Origin of the sequence: Streptomyces sp. cg35 (genome assembly GCF_050410835.1) — a bacterium.
In the GTDB taxonomy this organism is placed as follows: Bacteria; Actinomycetota; Actinomycetes; order Streptomycetales; family Streptomycetaceae; genus Streptomyces.
Map to the genome: position 1 here is coordinate 6,442,339 of NZ_CP191268.1, position 16,811 is coordinate 6,459,149.

Consider the following 16,811-nt stretch of genomic DNA (forward strand, 5'->3'; position numbering starts at 1 on the left):
ATCCCCTCTATGGAGGACAGCAACAGGGGACAGCGATGGGACGTGGCAGAGGAGCGCGCGGTTCCCTTCCGGGCGCCGTCAGTCGCCGAAATCCGCCATGGCGCCGATCAGCCGGGCGGACGAGGCGGGCACGACGACACCGTGGATACCGGACGCGTCGGCCACGGGGGCGGGCCGGTCGGCCTCCCAGGGGGCGCGTGGCAGCACCCAGTGCGGAACCATCCGCGCACAGTCGCCGCGCAGCGCGGCGAGCCCGTCCTGGGTCATGAAGGACACGTCGTACGTCATGCCCGCACCGTAGACACGGCAGCCCGGCAGAAAAAAGCCCTACTATCGGGTAGTTTCCGCACTTCAGAGCAGGGGCCTCGACCGGGTAGCGTGAACTGTCAACCCCCTCCACTTCAGGAAGCGTGCTCACGCCGTGCGAATCGCAGTCACCGGCTCCATCGCCACCGACCACCTGATGACCTTCCCCGGCCGCTTCGCCGACCAACTCGTCGCGGACCAGCTGCACACGGTCTCCCTCTCCTTCCTCGTCGACAACCTCGACGTACGCCGGGGCGGCGTCGGCGCCAACATCGCCTTCGGCATGGGACAGCTCGGCACGGGCCCGGTCCTGGTGGGCGCCGCCGGCTCCGACTTCGACGAGTACCGCGCCTGGCTCGACCGCCACGGTGTGGACACGGCCTCCGTCCGGATCTCCGAGACGCTGCACACGGCCCGCTTCGTGTGCACCACGGACGCCGACCACAACCAGATCGGCTCGTTCTACACCGGCGCCATGAGCGAGGCCCGCCTCATCGAGCTGAAGACCGTCGCGGACCGCGTGGGCGGCCTCGACCTGGTCCTCATCGGCGCGGACGACCCGGAGGGGATGATGCGCCACACGGAGGAGTGCCGCAGCCGCTCCATCCCCTTCGCCGCGGACTTCTCGCAGCAGATCGCGCGCATGGACGGCGAGGAGATCCGTCTCCTGCTCGACGGCGCCACGTTCCTCTTCTCGAACGAGTACGAGAAGGGCCTCATCGAGTCCAAGACCGGCTGGACCGACGCCGAGATCCTCGCGAAGGTCGGCCACCGCGTCACCACCCTCGGCGCGCGCGGCGTGCGCATCGAGAAGGTCGGCGAGGAGCCCATCGAGGTCGGCTGCCCGGAGGAGAACGCCAAGATCGACCCGACCGGCGTCGGCGACGCGTTCCGCGCCGGCTTCCTGTCCGGCCTCGCCTGGGGCGTCTGCCTGGAGCGCGCCGCCCAGGTCGGCTGCATGCTCGCCACGCTCGTCATCGAGACCCTGGGCACCCAGGAGTACGAGCTGCGCCGGGCGCCGTTCATGGACCGGTTCCGCAAGGCCTACGGTGACGCTGCCGCTGAGGAAGTCGAGTCCTACCTGGGCGCATAAGGGGCGCGGGGAACTGCGCGCCCAGCCACAGACAAGCCGCGGACGCGTCTGCTCATCGACCGAGCAGACGCGTCCGCGGCTTGTCGTGGGTCACTCGCGCAGTTCCCCGCGCCCCCTACAGCCCTCTCCGCACCTCATGAGCGACGGCCTCGCCGGGCCTCGGCGAGGACCTCACGTACTCGTGCCCCTGCGTGAAACACCAGGCAGGAATGTCCACGGCGGCGACCTCGTCATCGGCGACCACCGTCACGACGCCCCCGACCCGCACCCGCCCGATCGCCCGGGCCAGCTCGATCACGGGCTGCGGGCACGTGAGGCCCAGCGCGTCCACGGTGACGGCCTCCTCCTCTCCTTGACCACCCGCCGCCACGGTGACCCCGAGCTTCTCCCGCACGCCGCTCACCACACCCGGCAGCACCTCCAGGAACCGCTCCACCTCCGCCTCCTCGGCCCCGAGCGGCAACGAGACCCGTACGTTCCCCTCGCTCACCACGCCCATCGCCCGCAGCACATGGCTGGGCGTCAGCGTGCTGCTGGTGCACGACGACCCGGACGACACCGAGAAGCCCGCCCGGTCCAGCTCGTGCAGCACGGTCTCCCCGTCGACATAAAGACACGAGAACGTCAGCAGATGCGGCAGCCGCCGCACCGGGTCCCCGACGACCTCCACATCCGGCACCAGCCGGGGCACCCGCGCCCGGATCCGCTCCGTCAGCTCCCGCAGCCGTGCCGCCTCCCCGGCGGCCTCGGACCGTACGGCCCGCAGCGACGCGGCGGCGGCCACCACGCCCGGAATGTTCTCGAACCCGGCGGCCCGCCCCGACTCCCGCTCGTCCGCCGGGCCTTGGGGCGCGAACCGCACCCCCTTCCGCACGGCGAGCACACCGACCCCCGCGGGCCCGCCCCATTTGTGGGCGCTCCCGGTGAGCAGCGACCAGTCGCCCTCGACCGGCCCCCAGGCCAGCGACTGCGCGGCGTCCACGAGCAGCGGCACCCCCGCCGCCCGGCACGCCTCGGCCACCTCGGCGACCGGCTGCACCGTCCCCACCTCATGGTTGGCCGACTGCAGACACGCGAGAGCGGTGTCGGCCCGCACCGCATCCGCGTAGGACGAGACGGACACGGCGCCCTCCCGCCCCACGCCCACCTCGGTGACCGAACCGCCGTCGCCCTCGTGGGCCGCCGCCGAATGGAGCACCGCCGAGTGCTCCACCGCGGAGACCACCAGATGCCGCCCGACACGCCGACGGCCCGCGAGCGCCCCCGCGATCCCGTCGTGCACGGCCCGGGTGCCCGACGAGGTGAACACGAGTTCGTCCGGCCGGCATCCCACGGCCTCCGCGGCCGCCTCGCGCGCGGCGTCAAGCAGAAGCCGCGCCCGTCGTCCTTCCCGGTACAACCGTGCCGGATCGGCCCAGCCCTCATCGAGCGAGGCCTGCAGGGCCTGCCGGGCGACGGGATGCAGAGGAGCGGACGAGGCCACATCGAAGTACGACACGCAGCAAACCTAATGCGCCCAGGGACGGCGCAGCCCGGTGAGGGGCGCGGGGAACGGCGCGGGCGACCACAACGGACCCGCACACGCGAACGGACAAAACCCCCACCCCGGCGGGCGGCTCCGACCCCCCGTCAGAAACGCCCCGGAGCAGGCTCATCCCACCCTTCGGAGTGACCCGCGGCGCGTTAGGCACCCTCCCCGCGCGACCCCAAATAGCGTCCAGTAGGGTTTGGTCCGCATAAACATCCAAACCCCTGCCCGTGTGCCAGGGCGGCGAGCGACCAGCGAGACGGCCGTAGCCAACCAGCGCGGGCGAGACTCTCGGGAAGGCGCTACGTGAGTCCCAACGGCTCCGACCGCTCGTCGCGGCGCCCGATGCGGCGGAAGCTGCCGCAGGTGCTGACTGCGGGCCTGATCCTGGTAACCGCTACCGGTTGCACATACAAGGACTTCCCTCGTCTTGGTATGCCCACCCCGGTTACGGAAGAGGGTCCCCGGATCCTCTCCCTCTGGCAGGGCTCGTGGGCGGCAGCGCTCGCCACGGGCGTGCTGGTATGGGGACTGATCCTGTGGAGCATCATCTTCCACCGGCGCAGCCGCACCAAGATCGAGGTTCCGACGCAGACGCGGTACAACATGCCGCTCGAGGCCCTGTACACGGTCGTTCCACTGATCATCGTGTCGGTCCTCTTCTACTTCACCGCGCGCGACGAGTCGAAGCTCCTCAAGCTCGACGACAAGCCGGCGCACACCATCAACGTGGTCGGCTACCAGTGGAGCTGGGGCTTCAACTACGTCGAGAACGTGCCCGGTGTCTCCGGTGACGCCAAGACCTCCAAGGAGCTCGAGGCGATCCCCGGGCGCTTCAAGGAGGACTTCCCGGCGAACGCCGGCGGCGTCTACGAGGTCGGCACCCCTGGTACGCGGAACCCGCAGACCAACAACCCCGGCCCGACCCTCTGGCTCCCCAAGGGCGAGAAGGTCCGCTTCGTCCTCACTTCGCGTGACGTCATCCACTCCTTCTGGGTGGTGCCGTTCCTCATGAAGCAGGACGTCATCCCGGGCCACACCAACGCCTTCGAGGTGACCCCCAACAAGGAGGGGACCTTCCTGGGCAAGTGCGCCGAGCTGTGCGGCGTCGACCACTCCCGGATGCTCTTCAACGTGAAGGTCGTCTCTCCTGAGCGGTACGAGCAGCACCTCAAGGACCTTGCCAAGAAGGGGCAGACCGGTTACGTCCCGGCTGGCATCGCCCAGACGGACCACGAGAAGGACCGGGAGACGAAGAACCTGTGAGCATCCTCAACGAACCCCAGGGTGCGGCCGCAGCTGACGACTCGTACGAGAACGAGCTGCCGGCTCGGCCCAAGAGCCCCGGCGCGACCGTGATCAAGTGGCTGACCACCACTGACCACAAGACGATCGGCACGCTGTACTTGGTGACGTCGTTCGCGTTCTTCTGCATCGGCGGTCTGATGGCGCTCTTCATGCGCGCCGAACTGGCCCGTCCCGGCACGCAGATCATGTCGAACGAGCAGTTCAACCAGGCGTTCACGATGCACGGCACGATCATGCTGCTGATGTTCGCGACGCCGCTGTTCGCGGGCTTCGCGAACTGGATCATGCCGCTGCAGATCGGTGCCCCCGACGTCGCGTTCCCGCGACTGAACATGTTCGCCTACTGGCTGTACCTGTTCGGCTCGCTGATCGCGGTGGGTGGCTTCCTCACCCCGCAGGGCGCCGCCGACTTCGGCTGGTTCGCCTACAGCCCGCTGTCGGACGCCGTCCGCTCGCCGGGCATCGGCGCCGACATGTGGATCATGGGTCTGGCCTTCTCCGGCTTCGGCACGATCCTCGGCTCGGTCAACTTCATCACCACGATCATCTGCATGCGCGCTCCGGGCATGACGATGTTCCGTATGCCGATCTTCGTGTGGAACGTCCTGCTGACCGGTGTGCTGGTCCTGCTGGCCTTCCCGGTCCTCGCGGCCGCGCTGTTCGCCCTGGAGGCGGACCGCAAGTTCGGTGCCCATGTATTCGACGCCGCAAATGGCGGCGCGCTGCTATGGCAACACCTCTTCTGGTTCTTCGGACACCCAGAGGTGTACATCATCGCCCTGCCATTCTTCGGAATCATTTCCGAAGTGATCCCGGTCTTCTCGCGCAAGCCGATGTTCGGATACTCCGGCCTCATCGGCGCGACGATCGCGATCGCGGGTCTGTCCGTGACCGTGTGGGCGCACCACATGTACGTCACCGGTGGCGTACTGCTCCCGTTCTTCTCCTTCATGACGTTCCTCATCGCCGTACCGACAGGCGTGAAGTTCTTCAACTGGATCGGAACGATGTGGAAGGGCTCGTTGTCCTTCGAGACACCGATGCTCTGGGCGATCGGCTTCCTGATCACCTTCACCTTCGGTGGTCTGACCGGCGTCATCCTGGCGGCCCCGCCGCTGGACTTCCACATCTCGGACTCGTACTTCGTGGTGGCGCACTTCCACTACGTGGTCTTCGGCACCGTCGTCTTCGCGATGTTCGCCGGGTTCCACTTCTGGTGGCCGAAGTTCACCGGCAAGATGCTGGACGAGCGTCTCGGCAAGATCACCTTCTGGACGCTGTTCTGCGGCTTCCACGGCACGTTCCTGGTGCAGCACTGGCTGGGCGTCGAGGGCATGCCGCGTCGTTACGCGGACTACCTCGCGGCCGACGGCTTCACCGCGCTGAACACGATCTCGACGATCTCCTCGTTCGTGCTCGGTCTGTCGATCCTGCCGTTCCTCTACAACGTCTGGAAGACCGCCAAGTACGGCAAGAAGATCGAGGTCGACGACCCGTGGGGCTTCGGCCGTTCGCTCGAGTGGGCGACGTCCTGCCCGCCGCCGCGGCACAACTTCCTCACCCTGCCGCGCATTCGCTCCGAATCGCCGGCGTTCGACCTGCATCACCCTGAGATCGCGGCCCTGGACCAGCTGGAGAACGCTGGCCACGGTGCCAAGGGCGACACAGCCCTCGCTGGCGGCAAGGAGGCCGGCAAGTGAAGGTCCAAGGCAAGATGTTCATCTGGCTGAGCCTCTTCGTCCTGATCATGGCCGGTGTCTACGGCGTGTGGTCGAAGGAGCCGGCCGGTACGACGGCGCTCTTCCTGGCGTTCGGCCTGTGCATCATGATCGGCTACTACCTGGCCTTCACGGCCCGGCGGGTCGACACCGGCGCGCAGGACAACAAGGAGGCCGACGTCGCGGACGACGCCGGTGAGGTGGGCTTCTTCAGCCCGCACTCCTGGCAGCCGCTCTCCCTGGCCGTCGGTGGCGCGCTCGCCTTCATGGGCGTCGTCTTCGGCTGGTGGCTGCTGTACTTCTCCGCCCCCGTGATCATGTTCGGCCTGTGGGGCTGGGTCTTCGAGTACTACCGCGGCGAGAACCAGAACCAGTAGGAACCCGGTTCCGAACTCCCGTGCCCGAAGGGCCCGGACACTCCTGAGGGAGCGTCCGGGCCCTTCGGCGTGTCGCGCGACACGCCGCTATGCCCCGTGCGGCTCATTCGCCGCGCTGGACCGGGCGAACCTTCATACGGTGTGTTCATGAACCACTCACCGCGCATCCGTACGGTTCTTGGCTGCACCCTGCTGGTGGCCGCACTCGGTGCCGGCCTCACGGCGTGCGGCAGTTCCGGCCACCCGCTCTCCGCCAAGCCCTACGACGCGGCGAGCCAGATCTCCTTCAGCGGGCCCGTGGGCAGCAAGAAGGCGGATCCGGACAAGCCCCTGGAAGTCACCGCGCAGGGTGACGAGGGGCGCATCACCGACGTCACCGCCACAGACGCCCTGGGACGCTACGTCGCGGGCGAACTCTCCGCCGACGGCCGCAGATGGCACACCACGTCCCCGCTGGCCGCAGACGCCCAGTACACGGTCCGGGTCAGCACCGAGGACGAGGACGGCGCGCCCGGCCGCAAGGTCCTCAACTTCGAGACGGGCAAACCCAGCAAGGAGAAGTCCCTCAAGGTCACCTTCGGCCCCGACGGCGGCAAGTACGGCGTCGGCCAGCCCATCACGGCCGAGCTCAACAAGGCCGTCAAGGACGAGAAGGCCCGCGCCATCGTCGAGCGCGCCCTGAAGGTGGAGTCCAAGCCCGCCGCGGACGGCGGCTCCTGGTACTGGGTGGACAGCAAGACGCTGCACTACCGCCCCAAGGAGTACTGGCCCGCCCACGCCACCATCACGGCGCACAGCAACCTCAAGGGCATCAAGGTCACCGACACCCTCTGGGGCGGCGAGAGCAAGCCCCTGACCATCACCACCGGCGACCGCGTCGAGGCCGTCACCGACGCCGGCTCGCACTCCATGACGGTCTACCGCAACGGCGAAGCCATCAACGAGATCCCGGTCACCACCGGCAAGCCCGGCTTCGAGACCCGCAACGGCGTCAAGGTCGTGCTGGGCAAGGAGTACTACGTACGTATGCGCGGTACGAGCATCGGCATCTCCGAGGGCTCCTCGGACTCGTACGACCTGCCGGTGTACTACGCCACCCGCGTCACCTGGAGTGGTGAATACGTGCACGCCGCGCCCTGGTCCACCGGCTCACAGGGCTACGCGAACGTCAGCCACGGCTGCACCGGCATGAGCACCGACAACGCCGCCTGGTTCTTCGACACGGTGCGCGAGGGCGACATCGTGAAGGTCGTCAACAGCTACGGCGAGGAGATGGACCCGTTCGGCAACGGGTTCGGCGACTGGAACGTCAGCTGGAAGAAGTGGGGCGAGGGCAGTGCCCTGTCGACCACCGGCAAGCCCGATCCGGTGCGCCAGGCGCGGCTCAGCCCCGAGGTCTGAGCCCGCCGGGTGTGAGACATCCGACTCCCGTACGTCGCGGACGTACGGGAGTCGGCCCGTTCAGCGGGGCCTCAGGCGCCGACGGCCAGCCGGGAGCGCAGCAGGGAGGCCAGCGCCTCGGCGAACTCGACCGGGTCGACCGGCAGCGTCACCGCGGCCTCGGCGCGGCTCCACGTGGCCAGCCAGGCGTCCTGCGGGCGGCCGATCAGGAGCAGCACCGGCGGGCAGCGGAAGACCTCGTCCTTGATCTGCCGGCACACGCCCATGCCGCCCGCGGGGACCGCCTCGCCGTCCAGGACGCAGACGTCGACGCCGCCGCGCTCCAGCTCCTTGAGGACCGCGGGGAGCGTCGCGCACTCGATGAACTGGACCTCGGGAACGTCGGACGCGGGCCTGCGGCCGGTCGCCAGGCGAACCTGCTCACGCGTATTGGCATCGTCGCTGTAGACCAGAACCGTCGCGGTCGACTGCATCGTTCCTCCGAGACATCGGCGTCCTAAGGCGTTCTGGCGCGGAGCCTACTCCTCCCGACACCCCGTCAACAGCGCTTCGCACAGGCCTCCGATGGGCCATATGGGCTGGACACACCCCCCAGACACTCCGAACGGCACCCCCCGGAGTGAGGGCGAGATAAGCGACCGACATAATGTCGGTCGTGGCGACAGCAACGACAGTAGAAACCGGGCACGCGCACCCGTCGGTCAATCGACCGAACCTCACCAGCGTCGGAACCATCATCTGGCTGAGTTCCGAGCTGATGTTCTTCGCGGCCCTCTTCGCGATGTACTTCACCCTGCGATCGGTGACGGGACCGGAGCACTGGAAGGAAATGGCCTCGAGCCTGAACCTTCCGTTCTCGGCGACGAACACCACGATCCTGGTGCTCTCCTCCCTCACCTGCCAGCTCGGCGTGTTCGCCGCCGAGCGCGGTGACGTGAAGAAGCTCCGGATGTGGTTCATCGTCACCTTCATCATGGGTGCGATCTTCATCGGCGGTCAGGTCTTCGAGTACACCGAGCTGGTCAAGAAGGACGGGCTTTCGCTCTCCTCCGACCCGTACGGCTCGGTGTTCTACCTGACCACCGGCTTCCACGGCATGCACGTGACAGGCGGCCTCATCGCCTTCCTGTTCGTCCTCGGCAGGACGTACGCGGCCCGGAAGTTCACTCACGAGCAGGCGACCGCGGCCATCGTCGTGTCCTACTACTGGCACTTCGTCGACGTCGTATGGATCGGCCTCTTCGCCACGATCTACCTGATCAAGTAGTTCGCAGATCGCAGCATCGGGCGAAGCACCCGAAACATTCCCGCAGCACCGACGCAGAAGATCCTGACACCGGGGTAATCCGTGAAAAAGCTCTCCGCACGACGACGCCATCCGCTGGCGGCGGTCGTCGTCCTACTCCTCGCGCTGGCGGCCACCGGGGGGCTGTACGCCGCGTTCGCGCCCGCGGACAAGGCGCAGGCCGATGAAACCTCCCAGTCCCTCGCCATCGACGAGGGCAAGAAGCTCTACTCCGTCGGCTGCGCCAGCTGCCACGGAACCGGCGGTCAGGGCACCTCCGACGGTCCGAGCCTGGTGGGTGTCGGCTCCGCAGCCGTCGACTTCCAGGTCGGCACGGGCCGTATGCCGGCCCAGCAGCCCGGCGCGCAGGTCCCGCGCAAGAAGGTCATCTACTCGCAGGCCGAGATCGACCAGCTCGCGGCGTACATCGCCTCGCTGGGTGCCGGTCCGGTCGCGCCGACCTCGCAGGACTACAGCCCGGACGGCGCGGACATCGCCAAGGGTGGCGAGCTGTTCCGCACCAACTGCGCGCAGTGCCACAACTTCACCGGTGAAGGTGGCGCGCTGACGCACGGCAAGTTCGCGCCGAGCCTCGAGGGCGTCGCTCCCAAGCACATCTACGAGGCCATGCAGACCGGCCCGCAGAACATGCCGTCCTTCCCGGACACGACGATGACCAAGCAGAACAAGAAGGACATCATCGCGTACCTCGACGCGGTCAACGGCGACAAGACGCAGAGCCCGGGCGGTCTCAAGCTGGGCGGGCTCGGCCCGGTCAGTGAGGGTCTGTTCGCCTGGATCTTCGGTCTCGGCGCCCTGGTCGCCGTCGCCATCTGGGTCGCCGCTCGGACCGCAAAGGCCAAGAAGTCATGAGTAGCCAAGACATTCCAGAAGAGAACCTGCCCACCGGGCACGACACCGAGCACGGCTCGGTCGCGGTGAAGGACGACCCCTTCGCCGACCCGGGGCTGCCGGAGCACGAGCACCGGATCCAGGACATCGAGGAGCGGGCCGCCAAGCGGTCCGAGCGCGTCGTGGCGATGCTGTTCACGATCTCGATGCTGGCCACCGTCGGCTTCATCGCCTCGTACGTCACCATCGACGTCGACAAGAGCATCTACGTCTTCCCGCTCGGTCACATCAGCGCGCTCAACTTCGCGCTGGGCATGACCCTCGGTGTGGCTCTGTTCTGCATCGGCGCGGGTGCGGTCCACTGGGCCCGGACCCTGATGTCCGACGTCGAGGTGGCCCAGGAGCGTCACCCGATCGAGGCCGAGCCCGAGGTCAAGGCGAAGGTCCTCGCGGACTTCGCCGACGGTGCGCGCGAGTCGCAGTTCGGCCGGCGCAAGCTGATCCGCAACACGCTGTTCGGCGCGCTGGCCCTGGTGCCGCTCTCCGGCGTCGTCCTTCTTCGTGACCTCGGCCCGCTGCCGGGCACGAAGCTGCGCCACACGGCGTGGAAGAAGGGCCTGAAGCTCGTCAACATGAACACGAACGAGCCGCTCCGTGCCTCGGACATCTCGGTCGGTTCGCTCACCTTCGCCAAGCCCGAGGGCGTGGAGGAGCACGACGAGGACTTCCAGCAGGTCATGGGCAAGGCCGCCCTGATGCTGGTCCGTATCCAGCCGGACAACATCAAGGACAAGCAGGAACTCGAGTGGTCGCACGAGGGTGTGGTCGCGTACTCGAAGATCTGCACCCACGTGGGTTGCCCGATCTCCCTGTACGAGCAGCAGACGCACCACGTGCTCTGCCCCTGCCACCAGTCCACCTTCGACCTCTCCGACGGTGCCCGGGTGATCTTCGGTCCCGCCGGTCACGCGCTGCCGCAGCTGCACATCGGCGTCGACGACGAGGGCTACCTCGTGGCGCAGAGCGACTTCGCGGAGCCCGTCGGTCCTGCCTTCTGGGAGCGCGGATGAGTACTACGACCAGCAACGACGCGCCTTCTCGCGAGAAGGCGCCGGCCGGCGAGCGCGTCGCCGACTGGGCGGACGGACGCCTCGGGATCTACTCCCTGGCCAAGTCCAACATGCGCAAGATCTTTCCGGACCACTGGTCCTTCATGCTCGGCGAGATCTGCATGTACAGCTTCATCATCATCATCCTCACGGGTGTGTACCTGACGCTGTTCTTCCACCCGTCGATGAACGAGGTGGAGTACCACGGCAGCTACGTCCCGCTGCAGGGACAGCTGATGTCCGAGGCGTTCAACTCGACCATGCACATCTCCTTCGATGTGCGCGGTGGTCTGCTGATCCGGCAGATCCACCACTGGGCCGCGCTGATCTTCCTCGCCGGCATGTTCGTGCACATGATGCGCGTGTTCTTCACGGGCGCGTTCCGCAAGCCGCGTGAGATCAACTGGCTGTTCGGCTTCCTGCTGTTCGTCCTCGGCATGTTCACCGGCTTCACCGGTTACTCGCTCCCGGACGACCTGCTCTCCGGCACCGGTGTCCGCTTCATGGAGGGCGCGGTCCTGTCCGTGCCGATCGTCGGCACGTACCTGTCGTTCTTCCTCTTCGGCGGCGAGTTCCCGGGCGGCGACTTCGTCGCGCGGTTCTACTCGGTCCACATCCTGCTGCTGCCGGGCATCATGCTCGGCCTGATGGTGGCCCACCTGATCCTGGTCTTCTACCACAAGCACACGCAGTTCGCGGGTGCCGGGAAGACCGAGAAGAACGTCGTCGGCATGCCGCTGCTGCCGGTCTACATGGCCAAGGCGGGTGGCTTCTTCTTCCTGGTCTTCGGCGTCATCGCGGTCATCGCGGCGATCGCCTCGATCAACCCGATCTGGGCCATCGGCCCGTACCGCATCGACCAGGTCTCCACGGGCGCTCAGCCCGACTGGTACATGGGCTTCTCCGAGGGCCTGATCCGTACGATGCCGGGCTGGGAGATCAATCTCTGGGGTCACACGCTCGTCCTGGGTGTGTTCGTCCCGCTGATCATCTTCCCGCTGGTCCTGGTCGCGATCGCGGTCTACCCGTTCATCGAGTCCTGGGTCACCGGCGACAAGCGCGAGCACCACATCCTGGACCGCCCGCGCAACGTGCCGACGCGTACCGCCTTCGGCGCCGCGTGGATCTCGTGGTACTTCGTCCTGCTCGTCGGTGGTGGCAACGACCTCTGGGCCACGCACTTCCACCTGTCGATCAACGCGATCACCTGGTTCGTCCGGATCGGCTTCTTCGTCGTGCCGGTCCTCGTGTTCATCGCCACCAAGCGGATCTGCCTCGGCCTCCAGCGCCGCGACAAGGACAAGGTGCTGCACGGACGCGAGTCCGGCATCATCAAGCGCCTGCCGCACGGTGAGTTCATCGAGGTGCACGAGCCGCTCGACGCGGAGGCGCTGCACACGCTCACCGCGCACGAGCAGTACAAGCCTGTCGAGCTCGGCCCGGCGGTCGACGAGAACGGTGTCGAGCGCAAGGTGTCCCGCCTGCAGAAGGCGCGCGCCAAGCTGTCGAAGGGCTACTACGGGGAGAACAACCAGATCCCCAAGCCCACCGCCGAGGAGTACAAGGAGATCACCAGCGGCCACGGCCACCACTGATCTCTGAACTGTCCGCCACGGCAGGAGCCCTCGTCCAGGCACTGGACGGGGGCTCTTTGCCGTCCGCGGCGCTGGATAAGGTAGGACCGCGGAATTCTCACTGACATCACAGGAGCGGCCATGAGCGCTTTGCACCCCGCTGGAGGCGACACCGCGGCGGGCCGTTCCTGGCCCGCCGTCCTCAACGGTCTGCTCGACGGCCGAGACCAGAGCGCCGACGACACCGCCTGGGCGATGGACCGGATCATGCGGGGCGAGGCGACCGACGCGCAGATCGCCGGCTTCGTGGTGGCGCTGCGGTCCAAGGGCGAGACCGTGGAGGAGATCTCCGGTCTGGTCCGGGCCATGTACGACCACGCCAACGTGATCGAGGTGCCGGGGGAGACCGTCGACATCGTCGGTACCGGCGGCGACGGCGCGAAGACCGTCAACATCTCCACCATGTCCGCGATCGTGATCGCCGGTACCGGTGTGAAGGTCGTCAAGCACGGCAACCGCGCCGCGTCCTCGGCCTCCGGCGCGTCCGACGTGCTGGAGAAGCTCGGCGTCAACCTGGAGCTCACCCCCGCCCGCGTCCCGCAGGTCGCGGAGGAGGCGGGCATCACCTTCTGCTTCGCCGTGAAGTTCCACCCGGCGCTGCGGTACGCGGGCGCGGCGCGCAGCCAGCTCGGCATCCGCACCGTGTTCAACCTGCTGGGCCCGCTCACCAACCCGGCGCGGGTCCGTGCGCAGGCCGTCGGTGTCGCCGACGCGCGGATGGCGCCCATCGTGGCCGGGGTCTTCGCCGAGCGCGGCAACTCCTCCCTGGTGTTCCGCGGCGACGACGGGCTCGACGAGCTGACCACCACGGCCACCTCGCGGGTGTGGGTCGTGCGGGACGGGGCCGTGCGCGAGGAGTCCTTCGACCCGCGGGACGTGGGCCTCGACCTGGTGCCGGTGGAGGCCCTGCGCGGCGCGGACGCCTCGTACAACGCGGAGGTCGCGCGGCGGCTGCTCGACGGGGAGCGCGGGCCCGTGCGCGACGCCGTCCTGCTGAACTCGGCGGCCGCGCTGGTGGCCGTACGACCGGGCACCGGGACGCTCGCCGAGCAGATCCGAGCCGCGATGGACCGCGCGGCCGAGTCGATCGACTCCGGCGCGGCGAAGGCCACCCTGGAGCGGTGGGTGGCGGCCAGCAACCGGCCGTGAGAGCGACGGTGTGACGCAGGGCGCAGTCCAGATCGTGGACTGCGCCCTTGCCGTATCGGGATCGTGTGGCAGGATGCTTTTCAAGGTCATGAGTGACAGCGATTTCGGCCCCGGCCGGCTGTCCGGCAACCCTCCGTCCGTGGCGGGGTGCCCCGGGTGAAGACCAGGCCGCAAGCAGCAAGGCTTGCGGCAAGCGCGGACCCCTCGCGAACTCTCCAGGGGTCCTGGGTCGTTTGAGGGAGCAGTCTCGTGAGCAAGCGAATGTGCTAGGGCTTCACAGCCCCTTCTCCATCTCCATCACCCTCCGTGCGACGGACCTCTCCGTTCCGCACGTCGAGGTCAATTCCCGTACGCCGTAAGCCGGTTGATGGCTTCCGTGCGGGCTCTCACAGCCATTGCGCCTTGTCCTGCCGGGAGATACCGCCATGTCCGCTCACCCTGCCACCGCCATCGCCACCACCTCCTCCGTCGAGTCCGTCGAGTCCGCCGACCCCGCCTGTGGGGCCCCGCTGCCGGTGCTCGGCCGGGACGTGACCGTGCCGCTCGTCACCGGTGGCGAGGTGACGTACGCCGCCCTCGACTACGCCGCCAGCGCGCCGGCCCTGCAGCGCGTGTGGGACGACGTCGCCGCCTACGCGCCGTACTACGGCAGCGTGCACCGCGGTGCCGGGTACCTCTCCCAGCTGTCGACCGACCTGTTCGAGAACTCCCGCGCCACCGTCGCCGAGTTCCTCGACTGCCGCGAGGACGACCAGGTCGTCTTCACCCGGTCCACCACCGACTCGCTGAACCTGCTCGCCGCCGCCCTCCCCGCCGACTGCCAGGTGTTCGTCTTCGAGACCGAGCACCACGCGTCGCTGCTGCCCTGGCGGGACGCCCGGGTGACGTACCTGAACGCGCCGCGCACCCCGGAGGAGGCCGTCGCCACCCTGGAGCGGGCCCTCGCCGACCGGGACCCCTACGGTCCGGCCCTCGTCTGCGTCACCGGTGCCTCCAACGTCACCGGTGAGCTCTGGCCGGTGCGCGAGCTGGCGGCGGCCGCTCACGCGCACGGTGCCCGCATCGTGCTCGACGCCGCCCAGCTCGCGCCCCACCACCCGGTCTCCGTGCAGGAGCTGGACGTCGACTGGATCGCGTTCTCCGGGCACAAGCTGTACGCGCCGTTCGGCTCCGGTGTGCTCGCCGGGCGCTCGGACTGGCTGACCGCAGCCGAGCCGTACCTCGCCGGCGGCGGCGCCTCCCGCAAGGTCGCCCGGCGCACGGACGGCGGCGTGGACGTCGAGTGGCACGAGAGCGCCGCCCGGCACGAGGCCGGTTCGCCGAACGTCATCGGTGTCTACTCCATCGCCTCCGCCTGCAAGGCGCTGACCGAGGCCGGGTTCGACACCCTGGTCGCCCGCGAGCAGTACCTGATCCGCACGGTGCGCGAGGGGCTCGCCGCGGTGCCCGAGGTGAAGGTGCTGTCCCTGTTCGGGGACGACGCCCCGCGCGTCGGCGTCATCTCGTTCGTCGTCGAGGGCTGGAACTCCTCGCACTTCGCCGCCGCGCTCTCCGCCGAGTACGGGATCGGTGTGCGGGACGGTCTGTTCTGCGCCCACCCGCTCGTGCGCACCCTGCTCGGCTCCGACCCGCAGACCCAGGGCGAGTGCGGGGCTCCGGAGGCGGCGCCCGGCGAGAAGTCGCTGAACGCGATCCGGGTCAGCTTCGGCGCGGGTACGCCGGACGAGCACGTCGAGCGCTTCGTCGCGGCCGTCAAGGAACTGGTCCGGGACGGCGCCGCCTGGAGCTACCGCACCGAAGAGGGCCGCTGCGTCCCGGCCCCGTAAGGCACGCGAGCAACCCACGAAAAGCCACGACCAAAAGCCGCGGTCGCGCCTGCTCATGCATCGAGCAGGCGCGACCGCGGTCTTTTCAGTTGTCCAGGCCGATGGAGAAAGCCGCCTCCAGGTCGTGCTGGGAGTACGTGCGGAAAGCGACGTGCGTGTCCGTCGCCTCGACGCCCTGGATCTTGCTGATCCGGCCCGGGATGACATCCGCCAGATCGTCGTGGCGGGCCACCCGGACCATGGCGATCAGGTCGTACGTGCCGGTGACGGAGAAGACCTCGCTGACGCTCTCCAGGGCCGCGATCGACTCGGCGATCTCGGGGATCCGGTCCACGCTGGTCTTGATGAGCACGATCGCGGTGATCACGGCTGGCTGTCTCCCTCGGTGGCCGTGGTTGGGACTGCGTTCACTCTAGCCCGGCCCCTGTACCTCACCCACGCGTAGAGGAACCCGAGCGAGAAGCCCACCAGGTGGGCGAGGTAGGCGACGCCCGGCCCCTGACTGTCCTGCCCCGCCGCCGCCCACTGCAGCGCCACCCAGAACGGCAGGACCACCCATGCGGGGAAGCGCAGCGGCAGGAAGAGGAGGAAGGGGAACAGGCTCGTGACGCGCGCTCCGGGGAACAGGTACAGGAACGCGCCCAGCACCGCCGAGATCGCCCCCGAGGCGCCGACCAGCGTCTGGTCGGAGTCGGCGTGCGCGATCGCGTAGCCGAGCAGCGCCAGGTAGCCGGTGATCAGGTAGAAGAACGCGTACTGCACGCGGCCCATGCGCTCCTCGACCATCGCCCCGAAGACGTAGAGGAAGAGCATGTTGCCGAGCAGGTGCACCCAGCTGCCGTGGACGAAGAGGGCTGTGGCCGGGGTGAGAGCGGCCCGGGGCGATCCGGTGAAGAGTTCCGTGGGGACGACTCCCCAGCGCTCGAAGTAGGCACTCTGCGCGGCGAGGAGGCGGTCCCCGGTGCCGTACGACGGGTTGAGCCCGGATGCCGGGGAGAGCACGAAGACCACGGTGCAGACGGCGATGATTCCGTACGTGACCGGAGCCGGATGCCCTCTGAGGAATGCGGTCACTTTGCCGATCGCGTCACGTCCGTTGCCGATCATGAAAGAGAGCATGACGCAAGGCGGGGAGCGGGCGGTGTACGGCAGGCCGTAGGGTTACGGGCAATAAAGCAAGCACCACGCACCACGGAAAGCGCACGAGCCGAGGGCCGTGCTCGAA

General features: G+C 68.3%; 16 protein-coding genes and 1 riboswitch. Of the genes, 11 read left to right on the forward strand and 5 right to left on the reverse strand.

The genetic code is table 11. The features are described 5' to 3' along the window. Window positions 1–78: 78 nt before the first annotated feature. The gene (locus tag ACQUQD_RS29400) at window positions 79–288 is read right to left on the reverse strand and encodes a hypothetical protein (protein ID WP_428955162.1); all 210 of its coding nucleotides are present in this window, start codon (window positions 286–288) and stop codon (window positions 79–81) included. 133 nt (window positions 289–421) lie between these two features. Between ACQUQD_RS29400 and ACQUQD_RS29405 the strand changes: the two genes are divergently transcribed. Then, complete coding sequence (locus tag ACQUQD_RS29405) at window positions 422–1,399, forward strand: carbohydrate kinase family protein (RefSeq protein ID WP_428955163.1); 978 nt, start codon at window positions 422–424, stop codon at window positions 1,397–1,399. A 115-nt stretch (window positions 1,400–1,514) separates the two neighbouring features. Here the strand turns inward: ACQUQD_RS29405 and ACQUQD_RS29410 are convergent, their stop codons facing one another. Then, window positions 1,515–2,897: a cysteine desulfurase/sulfurtransferase TusA family protein gene (locus tag ACQUQD_RS29410; RefSeq protein ID WP_428955164.1), complete on the reverse strand. Its 1,383-nt coding sequence runs from the start codon at window positions 2,895–2,897 to the stop codon at window positions 1,515–1,517. A 336-nt stretch (window positions 2,898–3,233) separates the two neighbouring features. Between ACQUQD_RS29410 and ctaC the strand changes: the two genes are divergently transcribed. The 4 genes from ctaC to ACQUQD_RS29430 all read left to right on the forward strand — a co-directional run bounded on the left by ctaC (window position 3,234) and on the right by ACQUQD_RS29430 (window position 7,731). Further along, a complete protein-coding gene (ctaC, locus tag ACQUQD_RS29415) occupies window positions 3,234–4,193 on the forward strand; it encodes an aa3-type cytochrome oxidase subunit II (RefSeq protein ID WP_428955165.1) in 960 nt (319 codons plus the stop codon). Next, window positions 4,190–5,935 carry an aa3-type cytochrome oxidase subunit I gene (ctaD, locus tag ACQUQD_RS29420; RefSeq protein ID WP_428955167.1) on the forward strand — a complete coding sequence of 582 codons (1,746 nt, stop codon included), beginning with the start codon at window positions 4,190–4,192 and terminating at the stop codon, window positions 5,933–5,935. Before ctaC ends, ctaD begins: the two co-directional genes overlap by 4 nt. Next, window positions 5,932–6,330, forward strand: a complete 399-nt coding sequence (locus ACQUQD_RS29425) for a cytochrome c oxidase subunit 4 (protein WP_428955168.1) — start codon at window positions 5,932–5,934, stop codon at window positions 6,328–6,330. The genes ctaD and ACQUQD_RS29425 overlap by 4 nt, the downstream gene beginning before the upstream one ends. 147 nt (window positions 6,331–6,477) lie before the next feature. Beyond that, window positions 6,478–7,731: an Ig-like domain-containing protein gene (locus ACQUQD_RS29430; RefSeq protein WP_428955169.1), complete on the forward strand. Its 1,254-nt coding sequence runs from the start codon at window positions 6,478–6,480 to the stop codon at window positions 7,729–7,731. A 71-nt stretch (window positions 7,732–7,802) separates the two neighbouring features. Here ACQUQD_RS29430 and ACQUQD_RS29435 read toward each other — a convergent pair whose 3' ends face one another. Beyond that, window positions 7,803–8,204 carry a hypothetical protein gene (locus tag ACQUQD_RS29435; protein WP_428955170.1) on the reverse strand — a complete coding sequence of 134 codons (402 nt, stop codon included), beginning with the start codon at window positions 8,202–8,204 and terminating at the stop codon, window positions 7,803–7,805. 173 nt (window positions 8,205–8,377) lie between these two features. Between ACQUQD_RS29435 and ctaE the strand changes: the two genes are divergently transcribed. The 6 genes from ctaE to ACQUQD_RS29465 all read left to right on the forward strand — a co-directional run bounded on the left by ctaE (window position 8,378) and on the right by ACQUQD_RS29465 (window position 15,586). Then, entirely contained in the window at window positions 8,378–8,998 is a 621-nt protein-coding gene (gene ctaE / locus ACQUQD_RS29440) for an aa3-type cytochrome oxidase subunit III (RefSeq protein ID WP_365564556.1), read from the forward strand. A gap of 81 nt (window positions 8,999–9,079) precedes the next feature. Then, complete coding sequence (gene qcrC / locus ACQUQD_RS29445; RefSeq protein ID WP_428955171.1) at window positions 9,080–9,889, forward strand: cytochrome bc1 complex diheme cytochrome c subunit; 810 nt, start codon at window positions 9,080–9,082, stop codon at window positions 9,887–9,889. Then, window positions 9,886–10,938 (forward strand): cytochrome bc1 complex Rieske iron-sulfur subunit, encoded by a 1,053-nt coding sequence (gene qcrA, locus ACQUQD_RS29450; RefSeq protein ID WP_428955172.1) that lies wholly within the window; start codon window positions 9,886–9,888, stop codon window positions 10,936–10,938. The genes qcrC and qcrA overlap by 4 nt, the downstream gene beginning before the upstream one ends. Further along, window positions 10,935–12,572, forward strand: a complete 1,638-nt coding sequence (gene qcrB / locus ACQUQD_RS29455) for a cytochrome bc1 complex cytochrome b subunit (RefSeq protein WP_428955173.1) — start codon at window positions 10,935–10,937, stop codon at window positions 12,570–12,572. The genes qcrA and qcrB overlap by 4 nt, the downstream gene beginning before the upstream one ends. A gap of 120 nt (window positions 12,573–12,692) precedes the next feature. Next, window positions 12,693–13,760: an anthranilate phosphoribosyltransferase gene (gene trpD / locus ACQUQD_RS29460; protein WP_428955174.1), complete on the forward strand. Its 1,068-nt coding sequence runs from the start codon at window positions 12,693–12,695 to the stop codon at window positions 13,758–13,760. Window positions 13,761–13,844: 84 nt separating this feature from the next. Next, window positions 13,845–13,962: riboswitch (SAM riboswitch) on the forward strand. A 223-nt stretch (window positions 13,963–14,185) separates the two neighbouring features. After that, a complete protein-coding gene (locus ACQUQD_RS29465; RefSeq protein WP_428955175.1) occupies window positions 14,186–15,586 on the forward strand; it encodes an aminotransferase class V-fold PLP-dependent enzyme in 1,401 nt (466 codons plus the stop codon). 85 nt (window positions 15,587–15,671) lie between these two features. Here the strand turns inward: ACQUQD_RS29465 and ACQUQD_RS29470 are convergent, their stop codons facing one another. Both ACQUQD_RS29470 and ACQUQD_RS29475 read right to left on the reverse strand, forming a co-directional pair. Then, window positions 15,672–15,953, reverse strand: a complete 282-nt coding sequence (locus ACQUQD_RS29470) for an Lrp/AsnC family transcriptional regulator (protein WP_428955176.1) — start codon at window positions 15,951–15,953, stop codon at window positions 15,672–15,674. Next, window positions 15,950–16,693 carry a rhomboid family intramembrane serine protease gene (locus tag ACQUQD_RS29475; RefSeq protein WP_428955177.1) on the reverse strand — a complete coding sequence of 248 codons (744 nt, stop codon included), beginning with the start codon at window positions 16,691–16,693 and terminating at the stop codon, window positions 15,950–15,952. The genes ACQUQD_RS29470 and ACQUQD_RS29475 overlap by 4 nt, the downstream gene beginning before the upstream one ends. Window positions 16,694–16,811 lie beyond the last annotated feature (118 nt).